19 protein-coding genes are annotated in these 23,763 nt (G+C 69.3%); 12 read left to right on the top strand and 7 right to left on the bottom strand.

Annotated elements, in window-relative coordinates; all coding sequences use genetic code 11:
• Nucleotides 1-127: 127 nt before the first annotated feature.
• The 3 genes from JD292_RS05665 to JD292_RS05655 form a co-directional block, all read right to left on the bottom strand.
• The gene (locus JD292_RS05665; RefSeq protein ID WP_200131773.1) at nt 128-1,264 is read right to left on the bottom strand and encodes an endonuclease/exonuclease/phosphatase family protein; all 1,137 of its coding nucleotides are present in this window, start codon (nt 1,262-1,264) and stop codon (nt 128-130) included.
• Between the two features lie 72 nt (nt 1,265-1,336).
• Nucleotides 1,337-2,662: an FtsX-like permease family protein gene (locus tag JD292_RS05660; protein WP_200131772.1), complete on the bottom strand. Its 1,326-nt coding sequence runs from the start codon at nt 2,660-2,662 to the stop codon at nt 1,337-1,339.
• Complete coding sequence (locus JD292_RS05655) at nt 2,659-3,510, bottom strand: ABC transporter ATP-binding protein (protein WP_200131771.1); 852 nt, start codon at nt 3,508-3,510, stop codon at nt 2,659-2,661. Before JD292_RS05655 ends, JD292_RS05660 begins: the two co-directional genes overlap by 4 nt.
• 154 nt (nt 3,511-3,664) lie before the next feature.
• On the opposite strand from JD292_RS05655, the gene tyrS reads away from it, so the two are divergent.
• The gene (tyrS, locus tag JD292_RS05650) at nt 3,665-4,987 is read left to right on the top strand and encodes a tyrosine--tRNA ligase (protein WP_304599284.1); all 1,323 of its coding nucleotides are present in this window, start codon (nt 3,665-3,667) and stop codon (nt 4,985-4,987) included.
• Here tyrS and JD292_RS05645 read toward each other — a convergent pair.
• On the bottom strand, nt 4,984-5,955 hold the full coding sequence (locus JD292_RS05645) for an Lrp/AsnC family transcriptional regulator (protein WP_200131770.1): 972 nt from the start codon (nt 5,953-5,955) through the stop codon (nt 4,984-4,986). The genes tyrS and JD292_RS05645 overlap by 4 nt on opposite strands.
• Before the next feature lie 189 nt (nt 5,956-6,144).
• Between JD292_RS05645 and JD292_RS05640 the strand changes: the two genes are divergently transcribed.
• The 7 genes from JD292_RS05640 to JD292_RS05610 all read left to right on the top strand — a co-directional run bounded on the left by JD292_RS05640 (nt 6,145) and on the right by JD292_RS05610 (nt 14,323).
• Nucleotides 6,145-6,327 (top strand): hypothetical protein, encoded by a 183-nt coding sequence (locus JD292_RS05640; protein WP_200131769.1) that lies wholly within the window; start codon nt 6,145-6,147, stop codon nt 6,325-6,327.
• On the top strand, nt 6,324-7,793 hold the full coding sequence (locus JD292_RS05635; protein WP_200131768.1) for a purine-cytosine permease family protein: 1,470 nt from the start codon (nt 6,324-6,326) through the stop codon (nt 7,791-7,793). The genes JD292_RS05640 and JD292_RS05635 overlap by 4 nt, the downstream gene beginning before the upstream one ends.
• A gap of 2 nt (nt 7,794-7,795) precedes the next feature.
• On the top strand, nt 7,796-8,935 hold the full coding sequence (locus JD292_RS05630; protein ID WP_200131767.1) for an alcohol dehydrogenase catalytic domain-containing protein: 1,140 nt from the start codon (nt 7,796-7,798) through the stop codon (nt 8,933-8,935).
• 12 nt (nt 8,936-8,947) lie between these two features.
• Nucleotides 8,948-9,751: a nitrilase-related carbon-nitrogen hydrolase gene (locus JD292_RS05625; protein ID WP_200131766.1), complete on the top strand. Its 804-nt coding sequence runs from the start codon at nt 8,948-8,950 to the stop codon at nt 9,749-9,751.
• Between the two features lie 102 nt (nt 9,752-9,853).
• Nucleotides 9,854-11,776 (top strand): AMP-dependent synthetase/ligase, encoded by a 1,923-nt coding sequence (locus JD292_RS05620; RefSeq protein WP_200131765.1) that lies wholly within the window; start codon nt 9,854-9,856, stop codon nt 11,774-11,776.
• 54 nt (nt 11,777-11,830) lie between these two features.
• On the top strand, nt 11,831-12,745 hold the full coding sequence (locus JD292_RS05615; protein WP_200131764.1) for a DUF1295 domain-containing protein: 915 nt from the start codon (nt 11,831-11,833) through the stop codon (nt 12,743-12,745).
• Between the two features lie 9 nt (nt 12,746-12,754).
• Nucleotides 12,755-14,323 (top strand): SDR family oxidoreductase, encoded by a 1,569-nt coding sequence (locus JD292_RS05610; protein ID WP_200131763.1) that lies wholly within the window; start codon nt 12,755-12,757, stop codon nt 14,321-14,323.
• Between the two features lie 67 nt (nt 14,324-14,390).
• Here JD292_RS05610 and JD292_RS05605 read toward each other — a convergent pair whose 3' ends face one another.
• Complete coding sequence (locus JD292_RS05605; RefSeq protein ID WP_200131762.1) at nt 14,391-15,140, bottom strand: SDR family NAD(P)-dependent oxidoreductase; 750 nt, start codon at nt 15,138-15,140, stop codon at nt 14,391-14,393.
• Complete coding sequence (locus JD292_RS05600; RefSeq protein WP_200131761.1) at nt 15,137-15,718, bottom strand: helix-turn-helix domain-containing protein; 582 nt, start codon at nt 15,716-15,718, stop codon at nt 15,137-15,139. The genes JD292_RS05605 and JD292_RS05600 overlap by 4 nt, the downstream gene beginning before the upstream one ends.
• Nucleotides 15,719-15,924: 206 nt before the next feature.
• Here JD292_RS05600 and speB point away from each other — a divergent pair, with 206 nt between their 5' ends.
• Nucleotides 15,925-16,872 carry an agmatinase gene (gene speB / locus JD292_RS05595; protein WP_200131760.1) on the top strand — a complete coding sequence of 316 codons (948 nt, stop codon included), beginning with the start codon at nt 15,925-15,927 and terminating at the stop codon, nt 16,870-16,872.
• A 97-nt stretch (nt 16,873-16,969) separates the two neighbouring features.
• On the opposite strand, the gene JD292_RS05590 is transcribed toward speB, so the two are convergent.
• Nucleotides 16,970-18,694, bottom strand: coding sequence for a PucR family transcriptional regulator (locus tag JD292_RS05590; protein WP_200131759.1), 1,725 nt, complete (start codon nt 18,692-18,694; stop codon nt 16,970-16,972).
• 169 nt (nt 18,695-18,863) lie between these two features.
• Here JD292_RS05590 and JD292_RS05585 point away from each other — a divergent pair, with 169 nt between their 5' ends.
• The 3 genes from JD292_RS05585 (at nt 18,864) to JD292_RS05575 (ending at nt 23,180) form a co-directional block, all read left to right on the top strand.
• Nucleotides 18,864-20,357 carry a sodium:solute symporter family protein gene (locus JD292_RS05585; RefSeq protein WP_200131758.1) on the top strand — a complete coding sequence of 498 codons (1,494 nt, stop codon included), beginning with the start codon at nt 18,864-18,866 and terminating at the stop codon, nt 20,355-20,357.
• A 97-nt stretch (nt 20,358-20,454) separates the two neighbouring features.
• Entirely contained in the window at nt 20,455-22,191 is a 1,737-nt protein-coding gene (locus tag JD292_RS05580) for a thiamine pyrophosphate-binding protein (protein WP_200131757.1), read from the top strand.
• Nucleotides 22,188-23,180 carry a C-terminal binding protein gene (locus tag JD292_RS05575; RefSeq protein WP_200131756.1) on the top strand — a complete coding sequence of 331 codons (993 nt, stop codon included), beginning with the start codon at nt 22,188-22,190 and terminating at the stop codon, nt 23,178-23,180. Before JD292_RS05580 ends, JD292_RS05575 begins: the two co-directional genes overlap by 4 nt.
• The last annotated feature ends 583 nt before the right edge of the window (nt 23,181-23,763 follow it).

Raw genomic sequence — 23,763 nt, 5'->3', positions numbered from 1 at the left:
GGGATGCGTGCGCTGTCGCGCGCGGCCCGATCAATCGCAGAGGGAGAACATGCGAAGGAGCATAGCAATCCCGCGGTGCGGGCGCACCCCAGTATTCCGAGTGGCAGGTCGACCGCCCCGGCCGCCCCTATCGCTCGATCGTGACGATCACGGCCCGGTGGTCCCCTCGCCCGACGGGGACGGTGTTGCAGCTGTGCACGGTGAGGTCGTCCCTGATCAGGACGTGGTCGATCGGGGCGGAGAGCGTCTCGGGGATGTTCGCGGGCCAGGTGCCGACGCCCTGGGGCGCGCAGGCGAGAGTCGCATCGCGGTAGCCGGGAAGGTTGGCGAGCGGGCCGTGGCGAAGCGTCGCGTTGAAGTCGCCCGCGATCACGCTGGGGGCCTGGTCGGATTCCGCGGCCTGTGCGATCCGGTGCAGGTCGGCTCGCCACTGAGGCATGAGCGAGGGCAGCGGCGGGGCCGCGTGCACGCCGAGGATCGTGAACTCCGGATCGTTGGCGAGCCGCACGGCGACGGATCCGTAGGTGGTGGGGGTGGCGTCTGCGTCATCGAGTGTGATCCGGTCTGAGCGGCTTAGGATTGTCGTCGGGGGGATCGAGCCGTCGAAGTCCCCGGTGAGGCCGCTGTCCCGGGTTTCGTGCACGACGAACTCTGCCGTTGCGGGCGCGATTTCCGTTCTCACGCTCTCGGCGCTTGCCTCGGGCAGGATGTACAGGTCGGGGTCGACTGACCATTCGAAGCTGCGGAGGTTGTCCCAGTCCAGCGTGCCCTGGCTGTTGTAGACGACCATCGTGATCGTCTTTCCGTCGTGCGCGAGCTCCTGCTCACCGCTCGCGAGCAACCCGGATCCGCTCGGCGGGGCGTCGGCCGCGAGTTTCGGCGCGGTCACCCAGCCCGCGGGCCAGATCATCAGCGCGATGCCCGTTCCGAGCAGCGCAACACCGATGAGCCGGTAGAGCGGCCGGTAGGCGCGGAAGGAGCCGCGCCTGCGGCCGCGGCGGCCCGCGATGAGGGAGACGAGGAGCGACAGTGCAGCGATGAGCGCGAGCAGTCCACCCGTGATCCGGGCGAAGGCGAGCGCGTGGGCGATTCCCACGGTCTCGCTGAGCGTGCGCGACCACTCGAGCTCAGGGGCGAGCACGAGGACCAGCAGGATCGCGGTGCCCGCCGCCAGGATCAGGCCCGTGATCAGCCGGAAGGGTCCGAGGGGATCCCGCGGGGATCGGCGGTCGGCCGTGTTTCGGGTGGTCTGGGGCTCGTTCATGCGCGGGTAATAGCTTTCTCTTCACCGCTCACGCGCAGCCATGTCTGGGTGAGTCCTATTGAAAGTCTATGCTCAGCCGTTCTGGGTTGTTGTCCGCAGCAGCGGTTTCGTTGCGAGGAGCGAGGCGATCACGACAGCGCACCCGACGATGATCGTGCTCAGGATCGTCAGCAGGGACAGCGGCGCGATGAGAATCGTGGCGCCGACCAGGGGAAACAGCAGCACACCAGCGATCGCGGCGGAGCCGAGCGCGGCGAGGAGGAGCGGCATCATCGTGGCCCGATAGCGCGCCCGATCCTGCACCGCGAACGGGGTGCCCATGATGTCGAGGGAGCGCTCGACATCCCTGCGATCGAGGATCTGGGAGGCCTGGTTGACCCCGACAGAGCAGGCCACCATGATGAACGACCCGATCACGGTGATGATGATGCCGGTGCGCATGTCGGTGAAGAGCTCCATCGCCGCGGCGTCCTCGTCGCCGACCATGCCGAGGAGCGCGATCCCGGAGCCCGCGAACACCGCCATGAAGCTCGCCATCGCGACACCGGACACCTGCCGCCAGGCGGACTTCGGGTTCTCGAGGACGAGGCGCGCGGCGATGAGCTTGTCCGGGGTCTCCGCCCGCTTGAGGCGTCCACGCGCAATCACGCCAAGCAGCGCGCCGCCGATGAGATCGATCGCGAGGAGGGTGAGCGCGAAGCCGCCGCCGAGGATCAGGATCAGCGCGGTCGCGCCGAGCATCTCGGCAAGGCTGCCAAGCTGGCCCAGGATGAGCGCCACGATCACGATGAGGAGCACGGCAGCGATCGCAGCGATCCACCCCTGCTTCGGCGGGTTCTCGCGCTTGGCGACGCCGAGGGGCGAGACGACGACCGTCCGCAGGCTCAGGGCCGCGCTCACGATCGCGATCAGGGTGATCGAGAGGACGAGGATCACGGCCGTGAGCGGGGGAAGCGCCGCGCCCTCCGCGCCGATCGCTTCGCCGCGGAAGTGGATGAGGCCGATCAGTGGGGAGCAGAGGTACGAGATACCCACGCCGATAACCGCCCCGATCAGGGCAATCGCGCCGGATTCGATGACCGCGAGCAGCGCGGTATCGCGGCCAGTGACCCCGAGCAGGCGCAGCACCGCGAGTCGATCGTCGCGGCGTCGCGTCGCGAGCCGCGCGGCCGCGTGCCCGAGGGTCAGCAGCGGCATCGCGAGCAGGGCGAGCGCGATCACCGTGAGGGCCATGTACGTGCCGGCCATCTCGTCCTGATAGGTGAGGAGCGGGCGTGCGCCGCCGATCACGATCCCGAGCAGCGCCGTAACGGTCGCGAAGGCGACACCGGGCAGCAGGATCATGCCGATGCCCTGGCGGCTGGGCCTGGTGAGCAGGGGGAGGAGACGGAGGATCATCGCTCGACCCCCGTCGCGGTGTTCGCCTGCGCGTTCACGTGGGCGGACGCCGGTGCGGGTGCGGTGGCCGACGGCGGGCTCGGGTGCGCAGCCGCCCCGGGAGCAGCCGCCGGCCCCGGAACGATCGGGTTCGGCCCGGTCTGCGTGATCTCGCGCCCGGTGACCTCGGATGCCGCGGCAGCGCCCGGCATGATCCGCCCGTCCTGCATGAGCACCGTGCGCGTGCAGCGGGCGGCGACGTTGGGGTCGTGGGTCACGAGCACGAGGGTGCGGCCGTTCGCAACGGTCGAGCCGATGAGCGCGTCCATCACCTCGCGTGAGGTCTCGGAATCGAGGGCGCCCGTCGGCTCGTCAGCGAAGATGACTCGCGCGCCCGTGATCTGGGCGCGCGCAATCGCGACGCGCTGCGCCTGACCGCCGGAGAGCTGGCCGATCCGGCGGTCCTCCATACCGGCGAGGCCGAGCGAGGCGAGCCACTGTGCCGCGGGCCCGAGCGCCTTCGCGCGCGGCGTGCCCGTCAGCATGAGCGCGAGGGCGACGTTCTCGATCGCGGTGAGCTCGGGAATGAGGAGCCCCTGCTGGAATACGAACCCGAACTCCTCGCGCCTGAGCCGGCTGCGATCCCGGTCCGACATCTGCGTGATGTCGCGGCCCCCGTATTGAATGGTGCCCTCATCGGGGGTCAGGATCCCTGCGAGCATGTGCAGCAGGGTGGTCTTGCCGGATCCGGAAGCCCCCATGATCGCCGTCGACGTTCCTTCGACGATGTTCAGAGAGGTGCGGTCGAGGGCGCGGGTGGCGCCGAAACGATGCGTGAGCGAGCTCGCCTGGAGAATCATGTCGGTCATGCATCCAGACTCCCGGTCGCGCTCGATTTCCGGATCCGCCCCAGGTCCCGCCGAGTGGTACCTGGGTGCCGATCGGCCGCATTCGCCCCGGGAATCCCCTCGTTCGTTGGGAGGAGAGGAGCGGACGGGCCGACCCGCCCGCATCCGCGGTACGATGGCAGGCGTGTCTGCACTGAACGATCGCACCGAGCTCATGGCCGCTCAGGCCAACGACGACAGCTTCGAGACTCTCTGGGACGAGCTGGAGTGGCGCGGCCTCATCCACGTCTCCACCGACGCGGGTGCGCTGTCCGAGCTGCTTGAGGGCGAGCCGATCACGTATTACTGCGGCTTCGACCCGACGGCCTCGAGCCTGCACCTGGGACACCTCGTGCAGCTCCTTCTCATGCGCCGTCTCCAGCTCAAGGGACACTTCCCCCTCGGCCTCGTCGGCGGGTCGACGGGCCTGATCGGCGACCCGCGCCCCACCTCGGAGCGCACCCTCAACTCGCGTGAGACCGTGGCGCAGTGGGTCGAGTCGCTCGGCGAGCAGGTCTCCCGCTACCTCAGCTTCGAGGGCGAGAACGCGGCCCGCCTCGTCAACAATCTCGACTGGACCGCCCCGCTCTCGGCGATCGATTTCCTGCGCGAGATCGGCAAATACTTCCGCGTCGGCACGATGATCAAGAAGGACATCGTGGCGAAGCGCCTCGACTCCGACGAGGGCATCAGCTACACCGAGTTCAGTTACCAGATCCTGCAGGGCCTCGACTTCCTGGAGCTCTACCGCCAGTACGGCTGCAAGCTGCAGTCGGGCGGCAGCGACCAGTGGGGCAACCTGACGAGCGGCACCGAGCTGATCCGCAAGGCGGAGGGCGCCACCGCGCACGCGATCGGCACCCCGCTGATCACGAACGCGGACGGCACGAAGTTCGGCAAGAGCGAGGGCAACGCGATCTGGCTGAACCCGGAGATGTGCTCGCCGTACGCGTTCTACCAGTTCTGGCTCAACCAGGCCGATGCCGACGTGGTCGATCGGCTCAAGGTGTTCACCTTCCTGTCGCGCGCCGAGATCGAGGACTACGCGCGCCAGGTCGCCGAGGAGCCGTTCCGTCGCGCCGCGCAGAAGCGCCTCGCACTCGAGGTGACGACGCTCGTGCACGGCGCCGAGGCGACGCAGGGCGCGATCGACGCGTCCGAGGCGCTGTTCGGCCGCGGGGAGCTCGCCGCGCTCGACGCCGCGACCCTGGAGGCCGCGATCTCCGCGCTGCCGACCGCGACGGGCGCCGCCGGTGATCCGATCGCGCAGCTCATGGTCGACGCCGAGCTCGTGAAGAGCCTGGGCGAGGCCCGCCGCGCGATCGCGCAGGGCGGCGTCTACGTCAACAACGTCGCCGTTTCCGCCGAGGATCAGGCGCTCGCCGCCGACGATCTGCTGCACGGCGGATTCGCGGTGCTGCGCCGCGGGAAGAAGACGCTCGCGGGGATCCGGGCCTAGGAAGTTTCGGTGGACGGTCCGGGGGCAGCTCCGCTCAGGCGGTCCCCCTCGCCGTACTGCTCCTTCAGGATGCGCAGGTTGGCCCACGACTGAATGTGGGCGACCTCGGGCAGCGATCTCAGCTGGTCCGCGAGCTCGAGGAGCTCTTCGTTGCTGTCCGCCGAGAGCGTCACGATGAGATCGAAGCCCCCGGCCGAGATCGCGATGAACTCGGGTTGAAGTTCGCGGATCCTCGCGAGCGCCTGGGAGATGCGACCGTGCACCTGGACGCCCACACCGAGCGTCGGCGACTCGTGCCCGCTGCCGCGCACCGGGATACCCACCACCTTTACGGCACCCGCTCGGGTGAGGCGGCTGAGACGCAGTCGGGCGCCGCTCGCCGAGATCCCGGCGGCGTCGCCGAGTTCGCGGAACGTCGAACGACCGTCTTGCTGGAGACGGCGCACGATCGACCGGTCGGCGTCGTCGAGGGTGACGGCGACGCGGCCAGTGCGCAGCGGTGAGTAGAGGTTGACCTCGATGCTCTCGTAGAGGTGGAGTCGCACTTCCCGGACGCTCGGGAGCTGGCGGATGTGATCGACGGTGTCTCTGAGGTGGGGGTCGGCCCCGACGCGGAGCTCGGCGTCGATCGCGTAACTCCCGCTAATCTCGGCGACGAAGGTCGTTTCGGTCATTTCGAGGAGCGCGCGGCGGGTCGGGGCAATCGGTCCGTCGACGTCGATCTGCAAATATGCGAAGCGTCGGTGGCCGAGCAGATCCGGGCTGATCGAAACCGTGATCCGCAGCTCTCCGCGGGCGAGCGCCCCCTGCACGATCTGTGTGACCTGGCGTCTGGTCGCGCCGTGGCGCTCCGCGATCCGCGCATAGCTTGCGCGGCCGTCAGCGCGGAGTTCGCGGAAGACGTGGGCGCGCAGCTCGTCGAACTCGGTTGAGTCGCCGGGACCCTGGGCCGTATTTCGTCGATTCATGATCTTTATTTTCGCAGCTCAGACGGACATTTCGGGTCACAAAAATGCGGATCTGCCCGGAGTCCGTGCGTTTGTGCAGTTTCGCTGAATTGTGTGTGCAATTCCGATTGTGTAGCGCTCGGTGCGTCCCTAGGCTTTCCCCGAATTACGAAGCCGTAGTTCCGGGAATCACGAGGAGGTAGGACCCGCATGTCAGAGTCAGCACAGCTCGGCACAGAGCTCGAGCAGGAACTCGCTCACCGCCTGGCGGAGGTCGAAACGAGCGAGGCAAACGACCCGGTGCACGCGGCACTGAGCGGGAGGAGCCTCGCGCTCTTCCTCGGGGTTGCCGCGGGAATCGTGGTCCTCTCCGTCCTCGGGGTAGCGCTGTGAACGGCGCGACGGAACCGCGTTCGCAAGCCGAGCAGGACGTCGCCAAGGAAGCGACCTACGGATCGTTCCCGCTCCTCAAGCAGGAGCGGATCTGGAGCGCCGCGGACTTCAGCTGGGTGAATCTGAGCCTCGCGATCGCGACCTGGGCGTTCCTCACGGGAGGCTCCACCGTGCTGCTCGTTGGCTTCACCGACGGTATCGCGGCGATGCTCATCGGAAACAGCATTGGGCTCGCGATCATGGCGCTCGGGAGCGTCGTGCTCAGCCAACGCCTCGGGGTCGAGCAGTACCGAGCCCTGAAGTCGGTGTTCGGCATCGTCGGTGTTGGAATCGTCGTGTTCGTGATCGTGCTGCTCATCGAGATGGGGTGGACCTCGCTGCTCGGGGTCATGTTTGGGCGAGCTTTCTCCGAAATCTCGAACCAGGGATTCGGAACGCATCTCGACCAGTTCGGTCCCCTCGTCACCGTGTTCGCGCTCGCCGCAATCTTCGTAGGCTGGATTATCCTCGCCCGCGGACCCGTCACGATCAGCAAGCTCAACCGCTTCATCGCGCCTGGGCTTCTGGTCGTCGTCGCACTCATGATGGTGCTGTTGATGTCCCAGTACAGCTGGGACGACCTCCTCGCGGCCAAGCCGGCATCGCCGTTTCCCGATACGCAACTCAACTTCATGATGGCGGTCGAGTTCAACCTGGGGGCCGGACTGTCCTGGTGGCCGGTGATGGGAACGCTCGCGCGGCTCACGCGCGGACCCCGAGCGGCGCTGTGGCCGAGCTTCACCGGGATTCTCGTGGGGACCGTCGTCGCCCAGATCGTCGGTATGGCCGCAGGGCTCTTGCTCGGCGAAGCGGACCCCACGACCTGGATGGTCCCGCTCGGCGGCCCGATCCTGGGTGTCCTCACCCTGCTGTTTGTCGGCTTCGCGAATGTTGGCAGCATGGCCTCGATCGCCTATTCGACGGTGCTCGCGGTGAAACAGTCGAGTGGAAGGGCCCTGTCCCGACTGCGCTGGCCGGTGCTCGCGGCCGCGTTCCTCGCGCTGCCCGCGGTGCTGAGCTTCTTCCCCGCGTTCATGTACCAGGAGTTCATGACCTTCGTCGTGATCTCCGGCGCGTTCATCGCAGCGATCTGCGGCGTAATCATCGCCGACTACTTCATCCTGCGTCGACAGGTGGTCCCGCTGCGTGCCCTGTACGCGAGCGGACCAGAAGACCCGTTGCGGTTCACGGGCGGCGTGAACATCGCCGCGCTGGTGTCGGTCGCGGTCTCCTCCGTGTTCTACCTGTGGGTCTACAACCCGATCACGCTGGAGACGCAGGGAATCTTCCGCTACGGCACCGCGACGATTCCCGCGGTCCTGATCGCGATCGTCTGCTACCTGGTACTCAACACTCTGCTCTATGTGCGGCGCGGCCGTGGCGCATACGGTCAGCCGGATATCTTCGCGGCCGCGGGAAGGAAGTAGAGATGGCAGAGCAGATCGAGGTTCGGGCGGCCGTCTATCGGGGGGACGCCGACGGGCGTCTCGGGATCGAGCGAATGCGGCTCGATGCCCCCGCGCACGGGGAGGTGCGGATCCGGGTGCGCGCGGCGGGCGTGTGCGGCTCGGACCGCCACGTGATCGACGGTGAGTGGCGCGTGCCGATGCCCGCGGTGATGGGGCACGAGGCCGCGGGGGTCATCGAGTCGGTCGGCCAGGGCGTCCGCGACCTGTCCCCGGGAGACCACGTCATCGTGGCTTGGCACCAGGCCTGCCAGCGCTGCGCCGAGTGCACGGGCGGGAAGCCGTGGGCGTGCATGCGCGTCCGCTCGAACGACTCGCAGTTGCCAGACGGCACGACCCGGTGGAGCGATGTCGACGGTGCCGCGGCGTGGCCCTATCTCGCGGTCGGTGCGATGAGCGAGTTCATCGTGGTGCCTGACTTCGCCGCGATCAAGGTCGACGATCGTGTCCCGTTCGACGTTGCGAGCCTGATCGGGTGTTCCGTGGGCACGGGATTCGGCGCGGTCGCAAACAACGCCGAGGTGAAGCCGGGGGAGTCCGCCGTGGTGGTCGGCGCAGGCGGCGTGGGGATGTCGATCATCTCCGCCCTCAAGCTGGCGGGGGCCAACCCGATCATCGCGGTCGACGTGTCCGAGGAGAAGCTCGCGGAGGCCCGACGCGCCGGCGCGACGCACGGCCTGCTCGCGAGTGCGGAGCTCCCCGGCGAGGTCGCGGAACTCACGGGCGGCGGGGCAAACGCTGCATTCGAGGCAATCGGCCGCGTGCAGACGATGCAGCAGCTGCCGGAGCTCATCCGTCCTGGCGGGCGTGCCGTCTTCGTCGGTCTCCCACCTGAGGGGCAGGAACTCCGGCTCGACGGGCTCCAGCTTGCCTACGACGGGAAAACCATCATCGGCTCGAACTACGGCGGCCTCGTCCCCGCGCGCGATTTCCCGCGGATCGCGGACGCCTACCTCGCGGGAAAACTCCCGCTCGACGCACTCATCAGCGACCGGACGGGCCTCGAGGGCGTCAACGAAGCCTTCGACGCGATGCGGCGCGGCGAGCGCACCCGCACCGTGATCGTGTTCGAGGATGGGGAAACGGACCAGCATGCCGCGTGAAAGGAACCCCCGATGAGGATCGCACTGCTGCAGGGTGAGGCGTTGCCGCTCGACGTCGACGCGAATCTGCGCGCCGTCGCGGAGGCCGCTGGCGCCGCCCGCGAGCATGGCGCGGAGCTCCTGCTCACGCCGGAGCTCTGGGTGAGCGGATACGCGCCGCGCGAGCTCGCCGAGTGGCTGACCCCCGAACGCGTCGCATCGATCCCTTCCGATATCGCCGAAATGGCGGCCGATCAGGGGATCGCGATCGCGGCGAGCTTCCCGTTCGCGCGCTCGGACGGCTCCTACGCGATTGCGGCCGGGCTCTGGGACCGCCGCGGCGCCGAGGTGCTGCGCTACGAGAAAGTGCACCTGTGGGGCGCCGACGAGCCGCTCGCGTTCTCGCCTTCGGCGGCCCGGCCCGAGGTCGCGGAGTGGAACGGTCGGACGGTCGGCTTCCAGATTTGCTACGACATCGAGTTCCCCGAGCCGACGCGCGGCCTCGCGGAGCGCGGGGCCGATCTGATCCTCGTGCCGACCGCGATCGACGGATTCTCCGATTACGTCCCCGCGGTGACGGTGCGCTCCCGTGCGGCAGAGAATGCCCTGGTCGTGGCGTATGCAGACCATGCGGCGAAGCGGGATCGCGGCGACGATCCCGGCGAGACTTTTGCCGGGCTCAGCACGGTCGCCGGACGAGAGGGCATTGTGCTCGCGCTCGCGGGGCGTGAGGCGGAGCTGCTTCTGGCCGACATTCCCGATGTGGCCCCGGTTCCGGCGGGACAAGCCGACTATCTGAGCGACCGGCGCCCGGATCTCTACTCCTCCTGGGGCTGAGCAACGGACCCTAAGGCGGTCTCGTCGCAGGGTCTGATCCTGGTCGGGCCAAAGATCCATAATTGCTAGCCTGTCTAGGTAAAACCCGCTAGCTTGGGAAACGTGAACAGTAGGAACGCAGCACCCCGGTCCTCCACGATCGTGGAGCCGGATCGGGCGTTGACGCCCGCTGCCGTTCCCACGGACCAGTGCCGGAACGTGACCGACCTGCTCGTCAATCGCGTGCAGCGGGTGCCCGGGCACATCGCCTTCGAAACTCGTCGGCCGGAAGCCCCGCTCGACGCGCCGTGGACGCAGGTCACCACTCGCGAGTTCGCGGATCAGGTCGCGCGCCTCGCGAAAGGCCTGATTGCAACCGGAATGCGTGCCGGTGAACCCGTCCTGATCATGGCCCCGACGCAGTACGTATGGGCGGTGATCGATCAGGCGGCGCTGTTCGCCGGGGCCGTCGTGGTTCCCGTTTACGACACCGCTCCGCTCCGCCAGCTCGCCGCAATCATTGCGGACGCGCGTCCCGTGGTTGCGTTTGTTGAGTCCCCGGACCATCGGGATCGGCTGCTCGCCGCGGCCGCCGATGCCGGGTGTGAACCGCCAATCGTCTGGGTGATCGACGAGGCGGGCACATCGTCCCGCGAATCCCGCAACTCGCTCCAGGCGCTCGAGTCGCTGGGCGAAGAAATTTCGAGCGAGCAGCTCGAAGCGCGACGGGTGGACGCCGACCTCGACGACGTGGCGACGATCGTGTACACGTCCGGTACGACTGGCGCCCCCAAGGGCGTGCTCATCACCCACGGGAATCTCGTCGGACAGGTGCTCAACACCGCCGCCGCCTACTCCGAGGTCGTGCACGACGGCGGCAACACGGTGCTGTTCCTGCCGTTGACTCACGTGCTGGGGCGCGCGCTCCAGCTCATCTGCATCTCGAACGGGATGCGGGTCGCCCACCTCTCGGACCCGAAAGAGGTGACGCAGGCCCTGCCCGTGCTGAAGCCGACGTTCCTGGTCGTCGTGCCGCGCGTGCTGGAAAAGATTGAGGCCGCGGCGGCCGCCTCGGCCGAGCAGAAACGCCTGCTCCCGCTGTGGCGGGGCGCGCAGCGGACCGCGGTCGAGTGGGCGCGGTGCGAGGAGCGGGGCAAACCTGCTCCCCTCGGGCTTCGTCTGCGGCACGCGCTCGCCGATCAGGTATTCTTCCGCAGGCTGCGGGACGTCATGGGTGGGCGCATGGAATACCTGCTCTCGGGCGCTGCGGTGCTGCGGCCGGAACTCTCGCTCCTGTTTCGCGGGATGGGAGTGCCGGTGATCGAGGGCTACGGGCTGACCGAGACCACCGCGCCGCTCACGGGCGGCCGCCCGGGGAGGATCGTTGCGGGATCCGTCGGAACGCCGCTTCCGGGTAACGAGGTGCGGATCGCCGACAACGGTGAGGTGCTGGCGCGGGGCGTTGGCGTCTCCCCGGGGTATCGCGCGAGCGAGCACAATGCCGCCGCGTTTGTGGACGGCTACTTCCGCACCGGGGATCTCGGATCGCTCGACGCGAGCGGCGCGCTGACGATCACGGGGCGCCTCAAGCACGTCATCGTGACCTCAACGGGGCGCACGATCTCGCCCGAACCGTGGGAAGAGCTGGTGGAAGCGCACCCGCTCGTGGCCTATGCGATCCTCGTGGGCAATGACCGCCCCTATCTCACGGCGCTCGTGATCATCGACACCGACGCTGCCCGCTCCTGGCTGCTCGGGAGGGGTGAGGCCGAACCCGAGGCGCTCGATGCGACGCGCCTGACGGCGTGCCGAGATGCCAGGCTGGACGAGGAGATCTCGGCCGCGATCGCGCACGCGAACTCCGCAGTGTCGCCGGGGGAGCGGGCGCAGGCCTGGACCGCGGTCGTGCTCGGCTCAGAGCAGTCGGGGGAGTGCATCACCCCGACCATGAAGCTGAAGCGTCAGGCCTTCCTCGATGCAGCGGGCCCGCTCGTCGACGAACTCTACGAGCCCCGCGCCGCCCACGAGCGGCCCTCCCCGCGCTGACGACCCCCCTCCGCGCACACCGCAGCACACACCACAGCACAGAAACGAGACCCCATGTCTCTCCCACGAAATGTTCTCCTCACCATCGTGATCGTCGCGGTCATCGCCGTGGGCGCGCTTCTCGCGCTCGCGGGAAGCCAGAACGGCTGGACTCTCGGCGGTGCAAACGGGGCGAGCGACGCGAGCGGGGCGCCCGGCCTGCCCGGATTCGGGATCGCGGTGCTCATCGCCTTCCTGGTGCAGTGGCTCGCCTACATCCCGGCCGTGATCGCGAAGACGGACCGCTTCTTCGACCTGACCGGCAGCCTCACCTACATCGCGGTGACGATCATGCTCGTCGTGCTCTCGCCGAGCCTCGACGCGCGCGACATGATCTTGGCAGCGGTCGTGGTGGTGTGGGCGGTGCGGCTCGGGAGCTTCCTGTTCGCGCGCAATATTCGTTCGGGCGGTGACGACCGCTTCGACGAGATCATGAAGTCGAAGCTGCGATTCTTCATGGTGTGGACGCTGCAGGGCCTGTGGGTGAGCCTGACGGCAGCTGCGGCGTGGATCGCGCTGTCGTCCTCGCACTCGACGCCCCTCGACTGGACGACCGGGCTCGGGCTCGCGCTGTGGGTGGCGGGCTTCGCGATCGAGGTCACGGCGGACGCGCAGAAGTCCCGGTTCAAGGCCGATCCGGCGAACCGGGGTCGCTTCATCTCCTCGGGCCTGTGGTCGCTCTCCCGCCACCCGAACTACTTCGGTGAGATTCTGCTCTGGATCGGCGTGCTCGTGATCGCCGCTCCCGCGCTGCAGGGGTGGCAGTGGATTGCTCTGCTGTCGCCGGCCTTCGTCGTGCTGCTCCTGACTCGCGTGAGCGGGATCCCGACCCTCGAGAAGAAGGCCGACAAGAAGTGGGCGGATGATCCCGCCTATCAGGCATATCGGGCAAAGACGCCCGTGCTCGTTCCGATTCCTAGGAAGCAGTGAGGTGACGTCATGACCGATCCAGAACCCCGGGAAGACGCGCGAACGCCAGCGCGAATCCTGAGCGCCCCGACGGGTCGAGAGCCCGAGCTTCGCGCCACGGTCGACGAGTCCGGCCGGGCCGCGAGGGTGCTCGTGATCGGCGCAACGGGCTACATCGGAGCCCGCCTCGTGCCGCGCCTCCTCAACGCCGGATACCGGGTGCGCGTGCTGGTGCGGGATCCCGGCCGGCTCGCCGCCTTCCCCTGGGGCGAACGCGTCGAGGCCGCGGAGGGTGACGCGCAAGACACCGCCGTCGTCGCGGGCGCGATGGAGGACGTCGACATCGTCTACTACCTCGTGCACTCGATGTCGAGCGGCGCGGGCTTCGCATCGACCGATGCGCGGATCGCCCGCACGGTCGCCGCGGCGGCCCGGGACTACGGGGTGTCCCGGATCGTCTATCTCGGCGGGCTGGCGCCGGCCAACGGCGAACTGTCGGAGCATCTGCGATCCCGCAAGGAAGTCGGGGAAATACTGCTCGGATCGGGGGTTCCAACACTCGTGCTGCAGGCCGGCGTGGTGATCGGATCCGGATCAGCGTCCTTCGAGATGATCCGGCACCTGACCGAGGTGCTGCCCTACATGCCGGCCCCGAAGTGGGTGCGCAACTTCATCCAGCCGATCGCGGTGCGCGACGTGCTCTACTACCTGCTCGCAGCGCCCAGGATCGCGCCGGAGATCAACCGCGCCGTCGACATCGGCGGGCCCAGCGTGCTGCGCTACGGGCAGATGATGAACGGGTACGCCGTGTGCGCGGGGCTTCCGCAGCGACGCATCGCCTCCCTGCCCGTGCTGACGCCCTGGCTGGCCTCGCACTGGGTCGGGCTCGTGACCCCCGTGCCGCGGCAGCTCGCGAGACCCCTCGTCGAATCGCTGCAGCACGACTGCGTGATGAAGAACCACGACATCGACGGGATCATCCCGCCGCCAGCTTCGGGGCTCCTGAGCTACCGTGACGCCGTCGAACTGGCGCTGGGGCGTGTCGAACTCGATCAGGTCGAGACGAGCTGGCGCGACTCCCGCGTGCCGGACGCCCCGAGCGATCCGCTGCCGAGCGACCCCGACTGGGCGGGCCGCACGGTCTTCACCGACGTGCGGGAGCTCCCCACCCGCGCGACGCGGGACGCGCTCTGGGGTGTGATCGCCGGAATCGGTGGACAGAACGGCTGGTACTCACCGCCGCTGTTGTGGGCGCTGCGCGGATGGATGGATCGGCTCGTCGGAGGGGTCGGCCTGCAGCGGGGTCGGCGCAACCGATCCAGCGTCGTCGCCGGCGACGCGATCGACTTCTGGCGCGTGGAGACGAGCGAGCCGGGCGTGCTGCTGCGGCTGCGGGCCGAGATGAAGCTGCCGGGGCAGGCTTGGCTCGAGCTCGGGATCGAACGGCCTGATGACGAAGTGCGTTACCGGCAGCGGGCGATCTTCTTCCCGCGTGGGCTGAGCGGGCGCCTGTACTGGTGGTCGGTGCTTCCGTTCCACGGCCTCATCTTCTCAGGAATGGCGCGCCGGATCGTGTCCATCGCCGAGGCCGAGTCCTGAGCATGCCGGGCGAGCGTGGGACCGTGCCGGGTGCGCGCCCGCGCCCGGGCAGCCCGGGCCGCTGCGCTCAGCTGCCGCCAGTGACCTTGATCTCGGCGCCCGTCGTGTAGCTCGCGCCGTCGCCGAGGAGGTAGGCGATCGCGTCAGCGATCTCCTCGGGGCGGCCAGCGCGGCCCATGGGAATGCGGCCGGCGCGCTCCGTTACCGCGTTGGGCTGGCCGCCATCGGCGTGGATCTCCGTGTCGGTCGTTCCGGGGGAGACGGTGTTGACGCGCACGCCCTCACCGGCGAACTCGCGGCTCGTGCCGAGCGTGAGGATATTCGTCGCCGCCTTGCTCATCGCGTAGGGGATGTAGATGTTCGCGGCGCCGTGCGAGGCCGCGCTGCTCGAGAGATTGACGATCGCGCCCCCGCGCCCGCCGCGGGCGGTCGACATGTGGGCGATCGCGGCCTGGGTGACGAGGATCTGCGACAGCACGTTGAGGCGGAACACGGCCTCGATCTCGGCGCGCGGCGCCTCGAGGAACGGCCCGATCCGGCCGGTGATCCCGGCGTTGTTGACGAGGTTGTCGACGTGGCCGAAGATCGCGATGGCGCGGGGGATCAGTGCTTCGGCCTGGTCGAGGTCGGAGAGGTCGATCCGGATCAGCTCGACGCGCGCGCCGAGCGCCTCGCAGTCGGCGCGCACCGCCTCCGCCTCTTCCTGGCGTGCGCGGTAGCTGAGGATGAGGTCGTGGCCGTCGGCGGCGAGGCGCCGGGCGGTCGCGGCGCCGATCCCGCGGCTGCCGCCGGTGATGAGGGTGATCGGTCGGGTCATGCTGATCCACTCCAGGCTGCGGGTACGAGAACCCAGACCACTTCGGCGCCCGTCTCGCCGGTGACCCACGTGTGCGGGGTGCGTCCTGGGAAGGTCAGGGTGTCGTCGGCCTCGAGCGCGACTCGCCGATCCGCGAGCACGATCTCGACCGCGCCCGACACGACGTGCAGCGCCTCGACCTCGCAGTTCACGGTGTAGAGGTCGTCGCCGCCGTTGGCGTGCGGAGCGAGGGTGGAGCGCAGCACCTGTACCGCGTCCTCGGAGCGGGGCGTGACGAGGCGCTCGTCGGCGCCGATGCCGCCCATGTTGATACGGGGCGCGTCTGCGCGCTTGATGAGCTGCGTGTCGGGCTCCTCGAAGAGGTTCCCGATCGGGAGGGAAAGCGCCTGGCAGATCTGCACGAGCGTGGGCACGCTCGGCATCGTCTCGTCGCGCTCGATCCGGCTGATGAAACCCTTCGTGAGGCCCGAGGCCGTGGCGAGCTGTTCGAGGGTGAGGCCCTGAGCGCGGCGTGAGGCGCGCAGGCGCGCCCCGATCCTGATCGGGGTCTCGGCCGCGGTGGGGTGGATCGGTCGCACGGTGCACCGCCTTTCGCTGCTCGGCTCGCTTCGCGGGAGCTCGCGGGGCTTCTCAGGGTGTCGCGCGGAAAGCACTGATCACGCGCGGTGATTCGGCGCAGCGCCTCGCATTGACCGCGTCGCTCCGACCAGCCTATAGTGTTCGTGAGTTCACCAATAGATTTCATTGGTTTACTGTCAGACAACTTAGAGAGGATGAGGACATCGTGACGGAACACACCCCTCAGGGCCCGGTCGACGCGAGCCTGACGCCGCGCTACGCCGGTATCGCGACCTTCGCAAAGCTGCCGCGGATCGAGGATGTGCCCTCGGCCGACATCGCCGTCGTCGGCGTGCCGTTCGACACTGGCGTGAGCTTCCGCCCCGGCGCCCGCTTCGGTCCCGCGCACGTGCGCGAGGCTTCGCGCCTCCTGCGCCCCTACAACCCGGCGCAGGACGTGTCCCCCTTCCAGCTCAAGCAGGTCGTCGACGCTGGTGACATCGTCGCCAACCCGTTCAACCTGACCGAGGCGGTCGACCAGATCGACGCCGCGGCGACCGAGCTCGGCGAGAAGGTCGACAAGATCGTCACGATCGGCGGCGACCACACGATCGCCCTCCCGCTGCTCCGCGCGATCAACAAGAAGCACGGCCCCGTCGCCGTCCTCCACTTCGACGCGCACCTCGACACCTGGGACACCTACTTCGGCGCCCCGACGACGCACGGCACCCCGTTCCGTCGCGCCTCCGAAGAGGGCCTGATCGACATGACCGCCTCGATGCACGGCGGCATCCGCGGCCCGCTCTACGGCAAGGGCGATCTCGAGGACGACGTTGAGCTCGGCTTCCAGATCGTCACGACGGAGTTCGTCGAGGAGAACGGCGTGCCCGCCGCGCTCGAGAAGATCCGCAAGCGCGTCGGCGACAAGCCGCTCTACATCTCGATCGACATCGACGTGCTCGACCCGTCGCACGCCCCCGGCACCGGCACGCCCGAGGCCGGCGGCCTCACGAGCCGCGAGATGCTCCGCATGATCCGCGGCCTCGCCGACCTCAACATCGTCGGCGCCGACGTCGTCGAGGTCGCCCCGGCCTACGACCACGCCCAGATCACCGCGGTCGCCGCGAGCCACGTCGTGTACGAGCTCGTGAGCGCCATGGCTGCGCGCGGCTAACGCCGAGTCGTCACCCGCTTCGATCCGCGCCGGGTCGGTCCCTGCACAGAGGGCCCGCTCCGGCGCGGATCGACGCGTTTAAGGGGGGCTGTGCGGCTCAGGCGTCGCTCTGGAGCGCGGTGAGAGCGAGCAGGATCCGTGCCCGCTCGAGCGGGTCGTCGAGGTCGCGTCCGAGCAGGGCGCGCGCCTCAGCAACCCTGCGGCGCACCGTGTTGCGGTGCAGGTCGAGGTCGCGGGCGGCGCGGTCCCAGGAGCCGTGCGCGCGGAGCCACGCCGTGAGCACCTCGCGAACCTCCTCCTGATCAGGACCGGAGAGCGGGGCGAGCCAGTGCGCCGCGGCCGCGCGCGCGACCACAGGGTCCGCGGCGGCGCCGAGCGGCCAGGCGGCCTCTGCTGGTGCAGCTACGCCGTCGATGTGATGGCCGAGGTGGGCTGCGGCGCGCGCCAGCTCCTCCGCCTCGCGCATAGCGGCGGGCAGCTCTCCGAAGTCGTGGGCCGAGCTCACGGCGAGGAGCCAGCCGAGCTCCCTCGCGAGCGCGAGCTCGGAGGGACGCGGCGGGCCAGCGGTGAACGCGCGCAGCCGCTTCGCCCGGTGCTCGACGAACGGGGTGTGGAGGAGCCTGCGAAGCCACACGGCATCCGAGGCGACGGTGCCGCCATCGGCCACGGGATCCGAGCCGATCTGGCGACCCGGATCGCGGATCGCCACGACCGCGTGCGCGTGCTTCGCGCCGCCGAGCGAGTTCGCGACGAGGCGAGCGAAACGATCCCGATCCGCGCCCGCGATCCGGGTGCCGCTCGTCTCGATCATGAAGTGCATGAGGAGCTGGTCGACCGCCATGGACTGCGCGGCGGGAAGCTGCAGGATCAGGCCCACGAGGTTCGCCGCGAGCTGCAGCGCGGTGAGGTCCGTGCGGGTGAGCCGGGGCGATCGGCCCAGGGCGAGGATCGCGCTGCCGCCGCGAGCGCGCCCGCGATGCGGGGTGGTTTCGACCGCGGCCACCTCGTGTTCGACGCCGCCGCTGATCGCGCCGCCGCCCGCGTAGTCGCCGCTGTGAGGCGAACCCGACCCACCGGCCCCCGCCGCCGCACCGGGATCCGGCACCGCAACGGTGGTGAACGCCGGCTGCCCCGCCCTGCGCGTGCCGCCCGGGGCGTGCAGGCGATCCCGCAGGTCTCCGGTGAGCGCGTCGAGATCGACCCCTTCCGGTACGGTCCCGCCGAGATACACCTCGTCGTCCATGCGCAGCATCGCCCAGCCCGTTCCCTCGCGCGCGAGCTCGTCGACGAGCCGCTGGGCGGGACGGTGCTGCATGGTGGCCTCGGTGAGGCGGCGCGCCACCGTGTTCATCGCTTCGAGGGCCCGGGTCCGCTCGGTCTCGAGGGCGCGGTTGAGGTGGCTCGTGACGGCGGCAAAGTAGATCGGCGGCGGCAGCACGACGAGCGGGAAGTCCAGGTCGCGGCACGCCCGCACGAGTGATTCCGGCACGCGGGCGTGCACGGGTTCGAGGCCGAACACGAGCGCGGAGACGCCGGCCGCGTGGAGCCGCTGCGCGTACGCGGCGTCCGCTGCGGCGTCTCCGGTGATCGCGAGTCCCGTGATCAGGAGCAGGTCTCCCGGGGTCATGTAGGCGCCCGGATCGTCGAGTTCGATCACGATCGTCGATGCGACCGGGGCGTTGCGGATTCGCTCCGCGAGTGCGGGATCGTCGGCGAGCGCCTCGGGTGCCGGAGAGAGGAGCGAGGCCGCAAAGGTCGGCTCGTCGAGGAGTGTGGCGAGCGGGACGGAGGCCCGATCCCGAACGGGCTGCTGGGGCACCATGGGCGGATCTCCTCATCGTTGGGACATTTCGCCTCAGATTATCAACAATCAGGATAAAACGGCCCGGGCCGATCGACGCGCCCGGGACTACGTTCGGACATGCACAAGCAGCGCCGCATGGATCGCGGGCATCGGCGCCGAGACTCGATCACTCGCACTGGAGGACACTGTGGTCCTGGACTACATCATCATGGGGGTCTACCTCCTCGGCATCCTGGGTGTCGGATATTGGGGCATGCGCCGCACCAAGTCGAAGAGCGACTACCTCGTCGCCGGCCGTCGCCTCGGCGGCTTCATGTACTCGGGCGCCATGTCCGCGATCGTGCTCGGCGGCGCCTCGACCGTCGGCGGCATCGGCCTCGGCTGGCAGTACGGCCTCTCGGGCGCGTGGCTCGTCGTCGCGATCGGCCTCGGCATCCTCGTGCTGAGCGCGTTCCTCGCGAAGCGCATCGTGAAGCTCAAGGTCTACACGGTCACCGAGATGCTCGATCTCCGCTACGGCGGAAAGAACGGCCTGATCTCGGGCATCGTCATGTTCCTCTACACGCTCATGCTCACGGTCACGTCGACGCTCGCCTACGCGACGATCTTCCACGTGCTATTCGGCCTGTCGAACGTGTGGGGCGTCGTCATCGGCGGCACGATCGTCGCGATCTACTCGATCATGGGCGGCATGTGGTCGATCACCATGACCGACGTCGTGCAGTTCGTCATCAAGTCGATCGGCATGTTCGTCCTGCTGCTCCCCATCGCCGTCACCCAGGCGGGCGGCTTCTCCGGCATGCGCGAGCGCCTCGCCGACTCCTTCTACTCGCCCTGGTCCATCGGCGGCATGACGATCGTGACCTACATCATCGTCTACACCCTCGGCCTCCTGATCGGCCAGGACATCTGGCAGCGCGTCGTGACCGCGCGCACCCCGCGCGTCGCGAAGTGGGGCGGCATTTCGTCGGGCATCTACTGCCTCCTCTACGCGATCGCCGGCGCCGTGATCGGTATGGCCGCCCGCGTGCTCTTCCCGGATCTCGAGAACCGCAACGACGCGTTCGCGTTCATGGCGCAGGAGATGCTCCCGCCCGGCGTCCGCGGCCTCGTGCTCGCAGCGGCGCTGTCGGCCATGATGTCGACGGCCTCCGGCTCGCTCATCGCCTCGGCCACCGTCTTCACCACGGACCTGCTGCCCTCGATCAAGCGCGCGTTCGGGATCAAAGGCAAGGAGGCCGTCCTGCACGACGGGCACGTCGGCGGCGACAACCTCTGGAGCTACCGGATCACCATCTTCGCCCTGTCCGCGATCACGATGATCATCGCCTCGGTCGTCACCGACGTCGTCGCGGCGCTCACCGTGGCCTACGACATCCTGGTCGGCGGCCTGCTCGTCGCGATCGTCGGCGGCCTGTTCTGGAAGCGCGGCACCCGCGTGGGCGCCCTCGCGAGCATGCTCGTCGGCACGATCGTCGTCGTGATCTCGATGTTCATCTGGGGCGTCCTGGCGAACGAGCCGATCTACTTCAGCCTGCTCGCCTCGCTCATCACCTATGTCGCGGTCAGCCTCGCCACGAAGCCGACGCCCGCGCCGGTGCTCGAGGAGTGGAACACGCGCCTCAGCCTCGACGATCGGACCGCCGTCAACGACGTCGTCTACGACGAGGTCGCGCACTAACCGAATCTCGGTGTGCGGGCCCGGGTGATCCGGGCCCGCACCCACGGAGGGCACGCCCGCGAAACGAGTGCCATCGACACCCCCTCAGGAGGAGAAGATGACCACCCCGTCCACCCCCACCGCTCCCGCGGAGGATCGCGGCGCCCGCATCGGCGGCGACGTCGTGCTCGAATCGCTGATCGCGCTCGGCGCCCGCGCCGTCGTCGGCCTGCCGGGCCAGCACGCGCTCGGCCTGTTCGACGCGCTCCGCCGATCCGACATCGCCTATCTCAGCGCCCGCGTCGAGAACAACGCCGGCTTCATGGCCGACGGCCTCGCCCGCGTCACCGGGGGAGTGGCGCCGCTGCTCCTCTCGACCGGTCCCGGCGCCCTCACCTCACTTGCGGCGCTGCAGGAGGCCGCGGCCTCCTCGATCCCGGTGCTCGCGATCAGCGCGCAGATTCCGGTCGCGGGCCTCGGCGGCGGCCGGCACGGCTACCTGCACGAGCTGCCGCAGCAGTCGGACTCGTTCCGCGGCGTCGTGAAGCACGTCGTCACGGTGCGCACGCTGAGCCAGATCCCCACCGCGATCGCCGAGGCCTGGCGGATCGCAGACACCGCGCCCCGCGGACCCGTGCTCGTCGAGGTGCCGCAGGACATCCTGCTCGCGGACGCCTCCGCCGAGGTTCCCGCGCTCGCCGCTGGGGACCTCGATCCGGCGCCCGCGCCGCTGCTCCCGATCCCGGCCTCGATCGGCCTCGCCGCCGAGGTGCTCGCGAACGCCGAGCGCCCCGTCATCTACGCCGGCGGCGGTGTCACGCGCGCGGGAGCCGCTGATGAGCTCCGCGCGCTCGCAGAGCGGCTCGACGCCCCCGTCGTCACGACCTTCAGCGGCAAGAACGCGATGCCCTGGTCGCACGAGCTTTCCGCGCGATCCTGGGTCGAGGACATCGCGACGACCGAGTTCCTCGAAGACGCTGACGTTCTGCTCATTGTGGGCAGCGGCGTCGGCGAGCTCTCCAGCAACTACCACACCTTCCGGCCGGCGGGCCGGGTGATCCAGATCGAGGCCGACCTCGGCAAGATCGGCTCGAATCACGCCGGGATCGGGATCCACGCCGACGCGAAGCCCGCGCTCGCCGCCCTCGACGCCGCCGTGGCCGGGCTCGGACGCGAGTCCGATCCGGAGCGTCGCGCCGCATCCCTCGCCCGCATCGGCGCCCTCCTCGACACTGTGCTCGCACGCGTCGAGGGACAGGGCTTCGACGCGGAGCTCGCGCTGCTCCGCGGCCTACGCGAGGCCGTGCCTGCAGCGACCCCCGTGTTCTGGGACATGACGATCCTCGCCTACTGGGGCTGGTCCTTCTGGGATCCGCGCGAGGCGGAGTCGCCGTCGGCTCAGGGCGCCGGCGGCCTCGGCTACGGACTGCCCGCCGCGCTCGGTGCCGCCTTCGGCCGCCGCGAGCGTGGCGAGAACGGATCCGTGCTCGCGGTGTCCGGCGACGGCGGCGCCCTCTACGGCATCGCCGAGCTCGCGGTCGCGGCGCAGCACGACCTCCCGGTCGTGTGGCTGATCGTCGACGACGGCGGATACGGCGTGCTCCGCGAATACATGGAGGGAGCGTTCGGAGCGGCCACCGCGACCGAACTCACCCGACCGAACTACGTCGCGCTCGCCGAGTCCTTCGGGATCCCCGCCGAGCTCACGAGCATGGAGGAGGCGCCCGCGGCCGTGGCCCGCGCGCTCGCCGCGGGTGGCCCCCGCGTCGTCGTGCTTCCCGCCGTGCTCGGGCTCTTCGCGCCGACCCATCTCGACCGCCTCGCCGGCGGCGCCGCGACGGAGGTGCCCGCATGACCCGCCCGCTCGTCCTCTTCACCGATGAGACGGACCTCGATCCGCGTCCCGGTCGCGCCCTCCTTGAGGAGGCCGGCTGCGACACGATCCTCGCCGCCCTCCCCACCCGCGAGGGCGAGCCGCAGAATCTCCCCGCCGGTGCCGAGCGCGCCGCTGCCCTCGTGGTCGGCTACGCCCGCATCGACAAGCCGCTGCTCGACCGTCTCCCCGAGGTGGGCGTCATCGCGACGATGAGCGCCGGCTTCGACATGATCGATCGCGCCGAGGCCGAACGTCGCGGCATCTGGATCGTGAACCTCGTCGACGCCGCCACCGAGGAGGTCGCGGCCCACGCCCTCACCCTCGCCCTCGCCCTCGAGCGGGATCTCCGCGGCAGCCTCGCGGTGACCGCAGCTGGCGGCTGGACGGACGACGTGAGCGCCGTGCCGCGTCGCCTCTCGACGCTCACGCTCGGGCTCTTCGGCTTCGGCAGGATCGCCCGTCGCTTCGCCGAGATCGCCGCCCCCGCGTTCGGCAGGGTGATCGCCCACGATCCCTTCGTCACCGGTCCCGTGGACGGGGTCGAGCTCGTGACGCGCGAGGAACTGATCGCCGAGTCGGACATCCTCTCCCTCCATATGCCCCTCACGCCCGAGACCGCGGGATCCATCGACGCGGCCGCCATCGCGGCCATGCGTCCGGGATCCTCGCTCATCAACGTCTCGCGCGGGGAGCTCGTCGACTCAGCTGCCCTGCGGGACGCGCTGGCCTCGGGTCAGCTGCGCGGTGCCGCCGTCGACGTGCTCGAGGGGGAGCCCCCGGCCAGCGACGATCCCTTCCGCGTGCACGAGCGCATGCTGGTGACCCCGCACGTTGCTTTCCTCTCCGAGGGATCCCTCGAGCACTACACCGTGGACCCGGCCAGGAACGTGCTGCACTGGCTGCGCGCTGGCCGGCTCGATCGGGCCGTTGTGCCGGGCACGGAGCGGGAGCCGCTGCTCCGATCCTGAGCCGGGCCCTCCTCTCCCTCGCGGGGAGGAGATCCCCGGCACCCGACTGACAGAGGACGCCTCCACCGATACTGCGATGGAGGCGTTCTTTGTTCCCGGGCACCGCTGATCTCGCGCGCCTCTGATCCCGCCCGCTGCTGTTTTCGGCCACCGCTGATCTCCCGCGCTGCGCGATCTCCCCGGGGTGCCGCCCGAGGAAACGCCCGGGAAACGGGCGGTAACCGCATGATGAGGGCAGTTTGAACGTCTTTTCACCCTGGGGGCCGCCCACTGGCCAAATCAGCCCCGTATGTAAAAATGGCGGAATCATGCGGAGACACGCCCGGGAAACGGGCACTACTTGCCCTGCCCTGCCCATCGGCGTAATGTATTCCCTTGTCAGCGCGACGCAGCCGGACTGGGAAACACGGTCCGGCACTTAGCTTGCGCTTCTGAGGTCAGAATGACCTCGGCGAGACAGTAGCTTCTCGGAGGCTCCTTGGTTGGGGTTGACGGGTGGTGTCTGGTCTTTGAGAACTCAATAGTGTGCACTTGATTGTCAAATGCCAAATTTTTTATCCCTGGCATCCTGTTTGGGTGTTGG

This window comes from Leucobacter edaphi (genome assembly GCF_016522535.1).
In the GTDB taxonomy this organism is placed as follows: domain Bacteria; phylum Actinomycetota; class Actinomycetes; order Actinomycetales; family Microbacteriaceae; genus Leucobacter; species Leucobacter edaphi.
Note: the sequence above shows the minus strand (reverse complement) of the source record. Positions and strands in the feature narration are given on the sequence as shown.

Coding starts and splice junctions, on each gene's coding strand:
- JD292_RS05575 (WP_200131756.1), top strand. CDS start 22,188: ATGACCCGCCCGCTCGTCCTCTTCACCGATGAGACGGACCTCGATCCG.
- JD292_RS05625 (WP_200131766.1), top strand. CDS start 8,948: ATGAGGATCGCACTGCTGCAGGGTGAGGCGTTGCCGCTCGACGTCGAC.
- JD292_RS05630 (WP_200131767.1), top strand. CDS start 7,796: ATGGCAGAGCAGATCGAGGTTCGGGCGGCCGTCTATCGGGGGGACGCC.
- JD292_RS05605 (WP_200131762.1), bottom strand. CDS start 15,140: ATGACCCGACCGATCACCCTCATCACCGGCGGCAGCCGCGGGATCGGC.
- JD292_RS05645 (WP_200131770.1), bottom strand. CDS start 5,955: ATGAATCGACGAAATACGGCCCAGGGTCCCGGCGACTCAACCGAGTTC.
- JD292_RS05665 (WP_200131773.1), bottom strand. CDS start 1,264: ATGAACGAGCCCCAGACCACCCGAAACACGGCCGACCGCCGATCCCCG.
- JD292_RS05610 (WP_200131763.1), top strand. CDS start 12,755: ATGACCGATCCAGAACCCCGGGAAGACGCGCGAACGCCAGCGCGAATC.
- JD292_RS05660 (WP_200131772.1), bottom strand. CDS start 2,662: ATGATCCTCCGTCTCCTCCCCCTGCTCACCAGGCCCAGCCGCCAGGGC.
- JD292_RS05615 (WP_200131764.1), top strand. CDS start 11,831: ATGTCTCTCCCACGAAATGTTCTCCTCACCATCGTGATCGTCGCGGTC.
- tyrS (WP_304599284.1), top strand. CDS start 3,665: ATGGCAGGCGTGTCTGCACTGAACGATCGCACCGAGCTCATGGCCGCT.
- JD292_RS05640 (WP_200131769.1), top strand. CDS start 6,145: ATGTCAGAGTCAGCACAGCTCGGCACAGAGCTCGAGCAGGAACTCGCT.
- JD292_RS05590 (WP_200131759.1), bottom strand. CDS start 18,694: ATGGTGCCCCAGCAGCCCGTTCGGGATCGGGCCTCCGTCCCGCTCGCC.
- JD292_RS05580 (WP_200131757.1), top strand. CDS start 20,455: ATGACCACCCCGTCCACCCCCACCGCTCCCGCGGAGGATCGCGGCGCC.
- JD292_RS05655 (WP_200131771.1), bottom strand. CDS start 3,510: ATGACCGACATGATTCTCCAGGCGAGCTCGCTCACGCATCGTTTCGGC.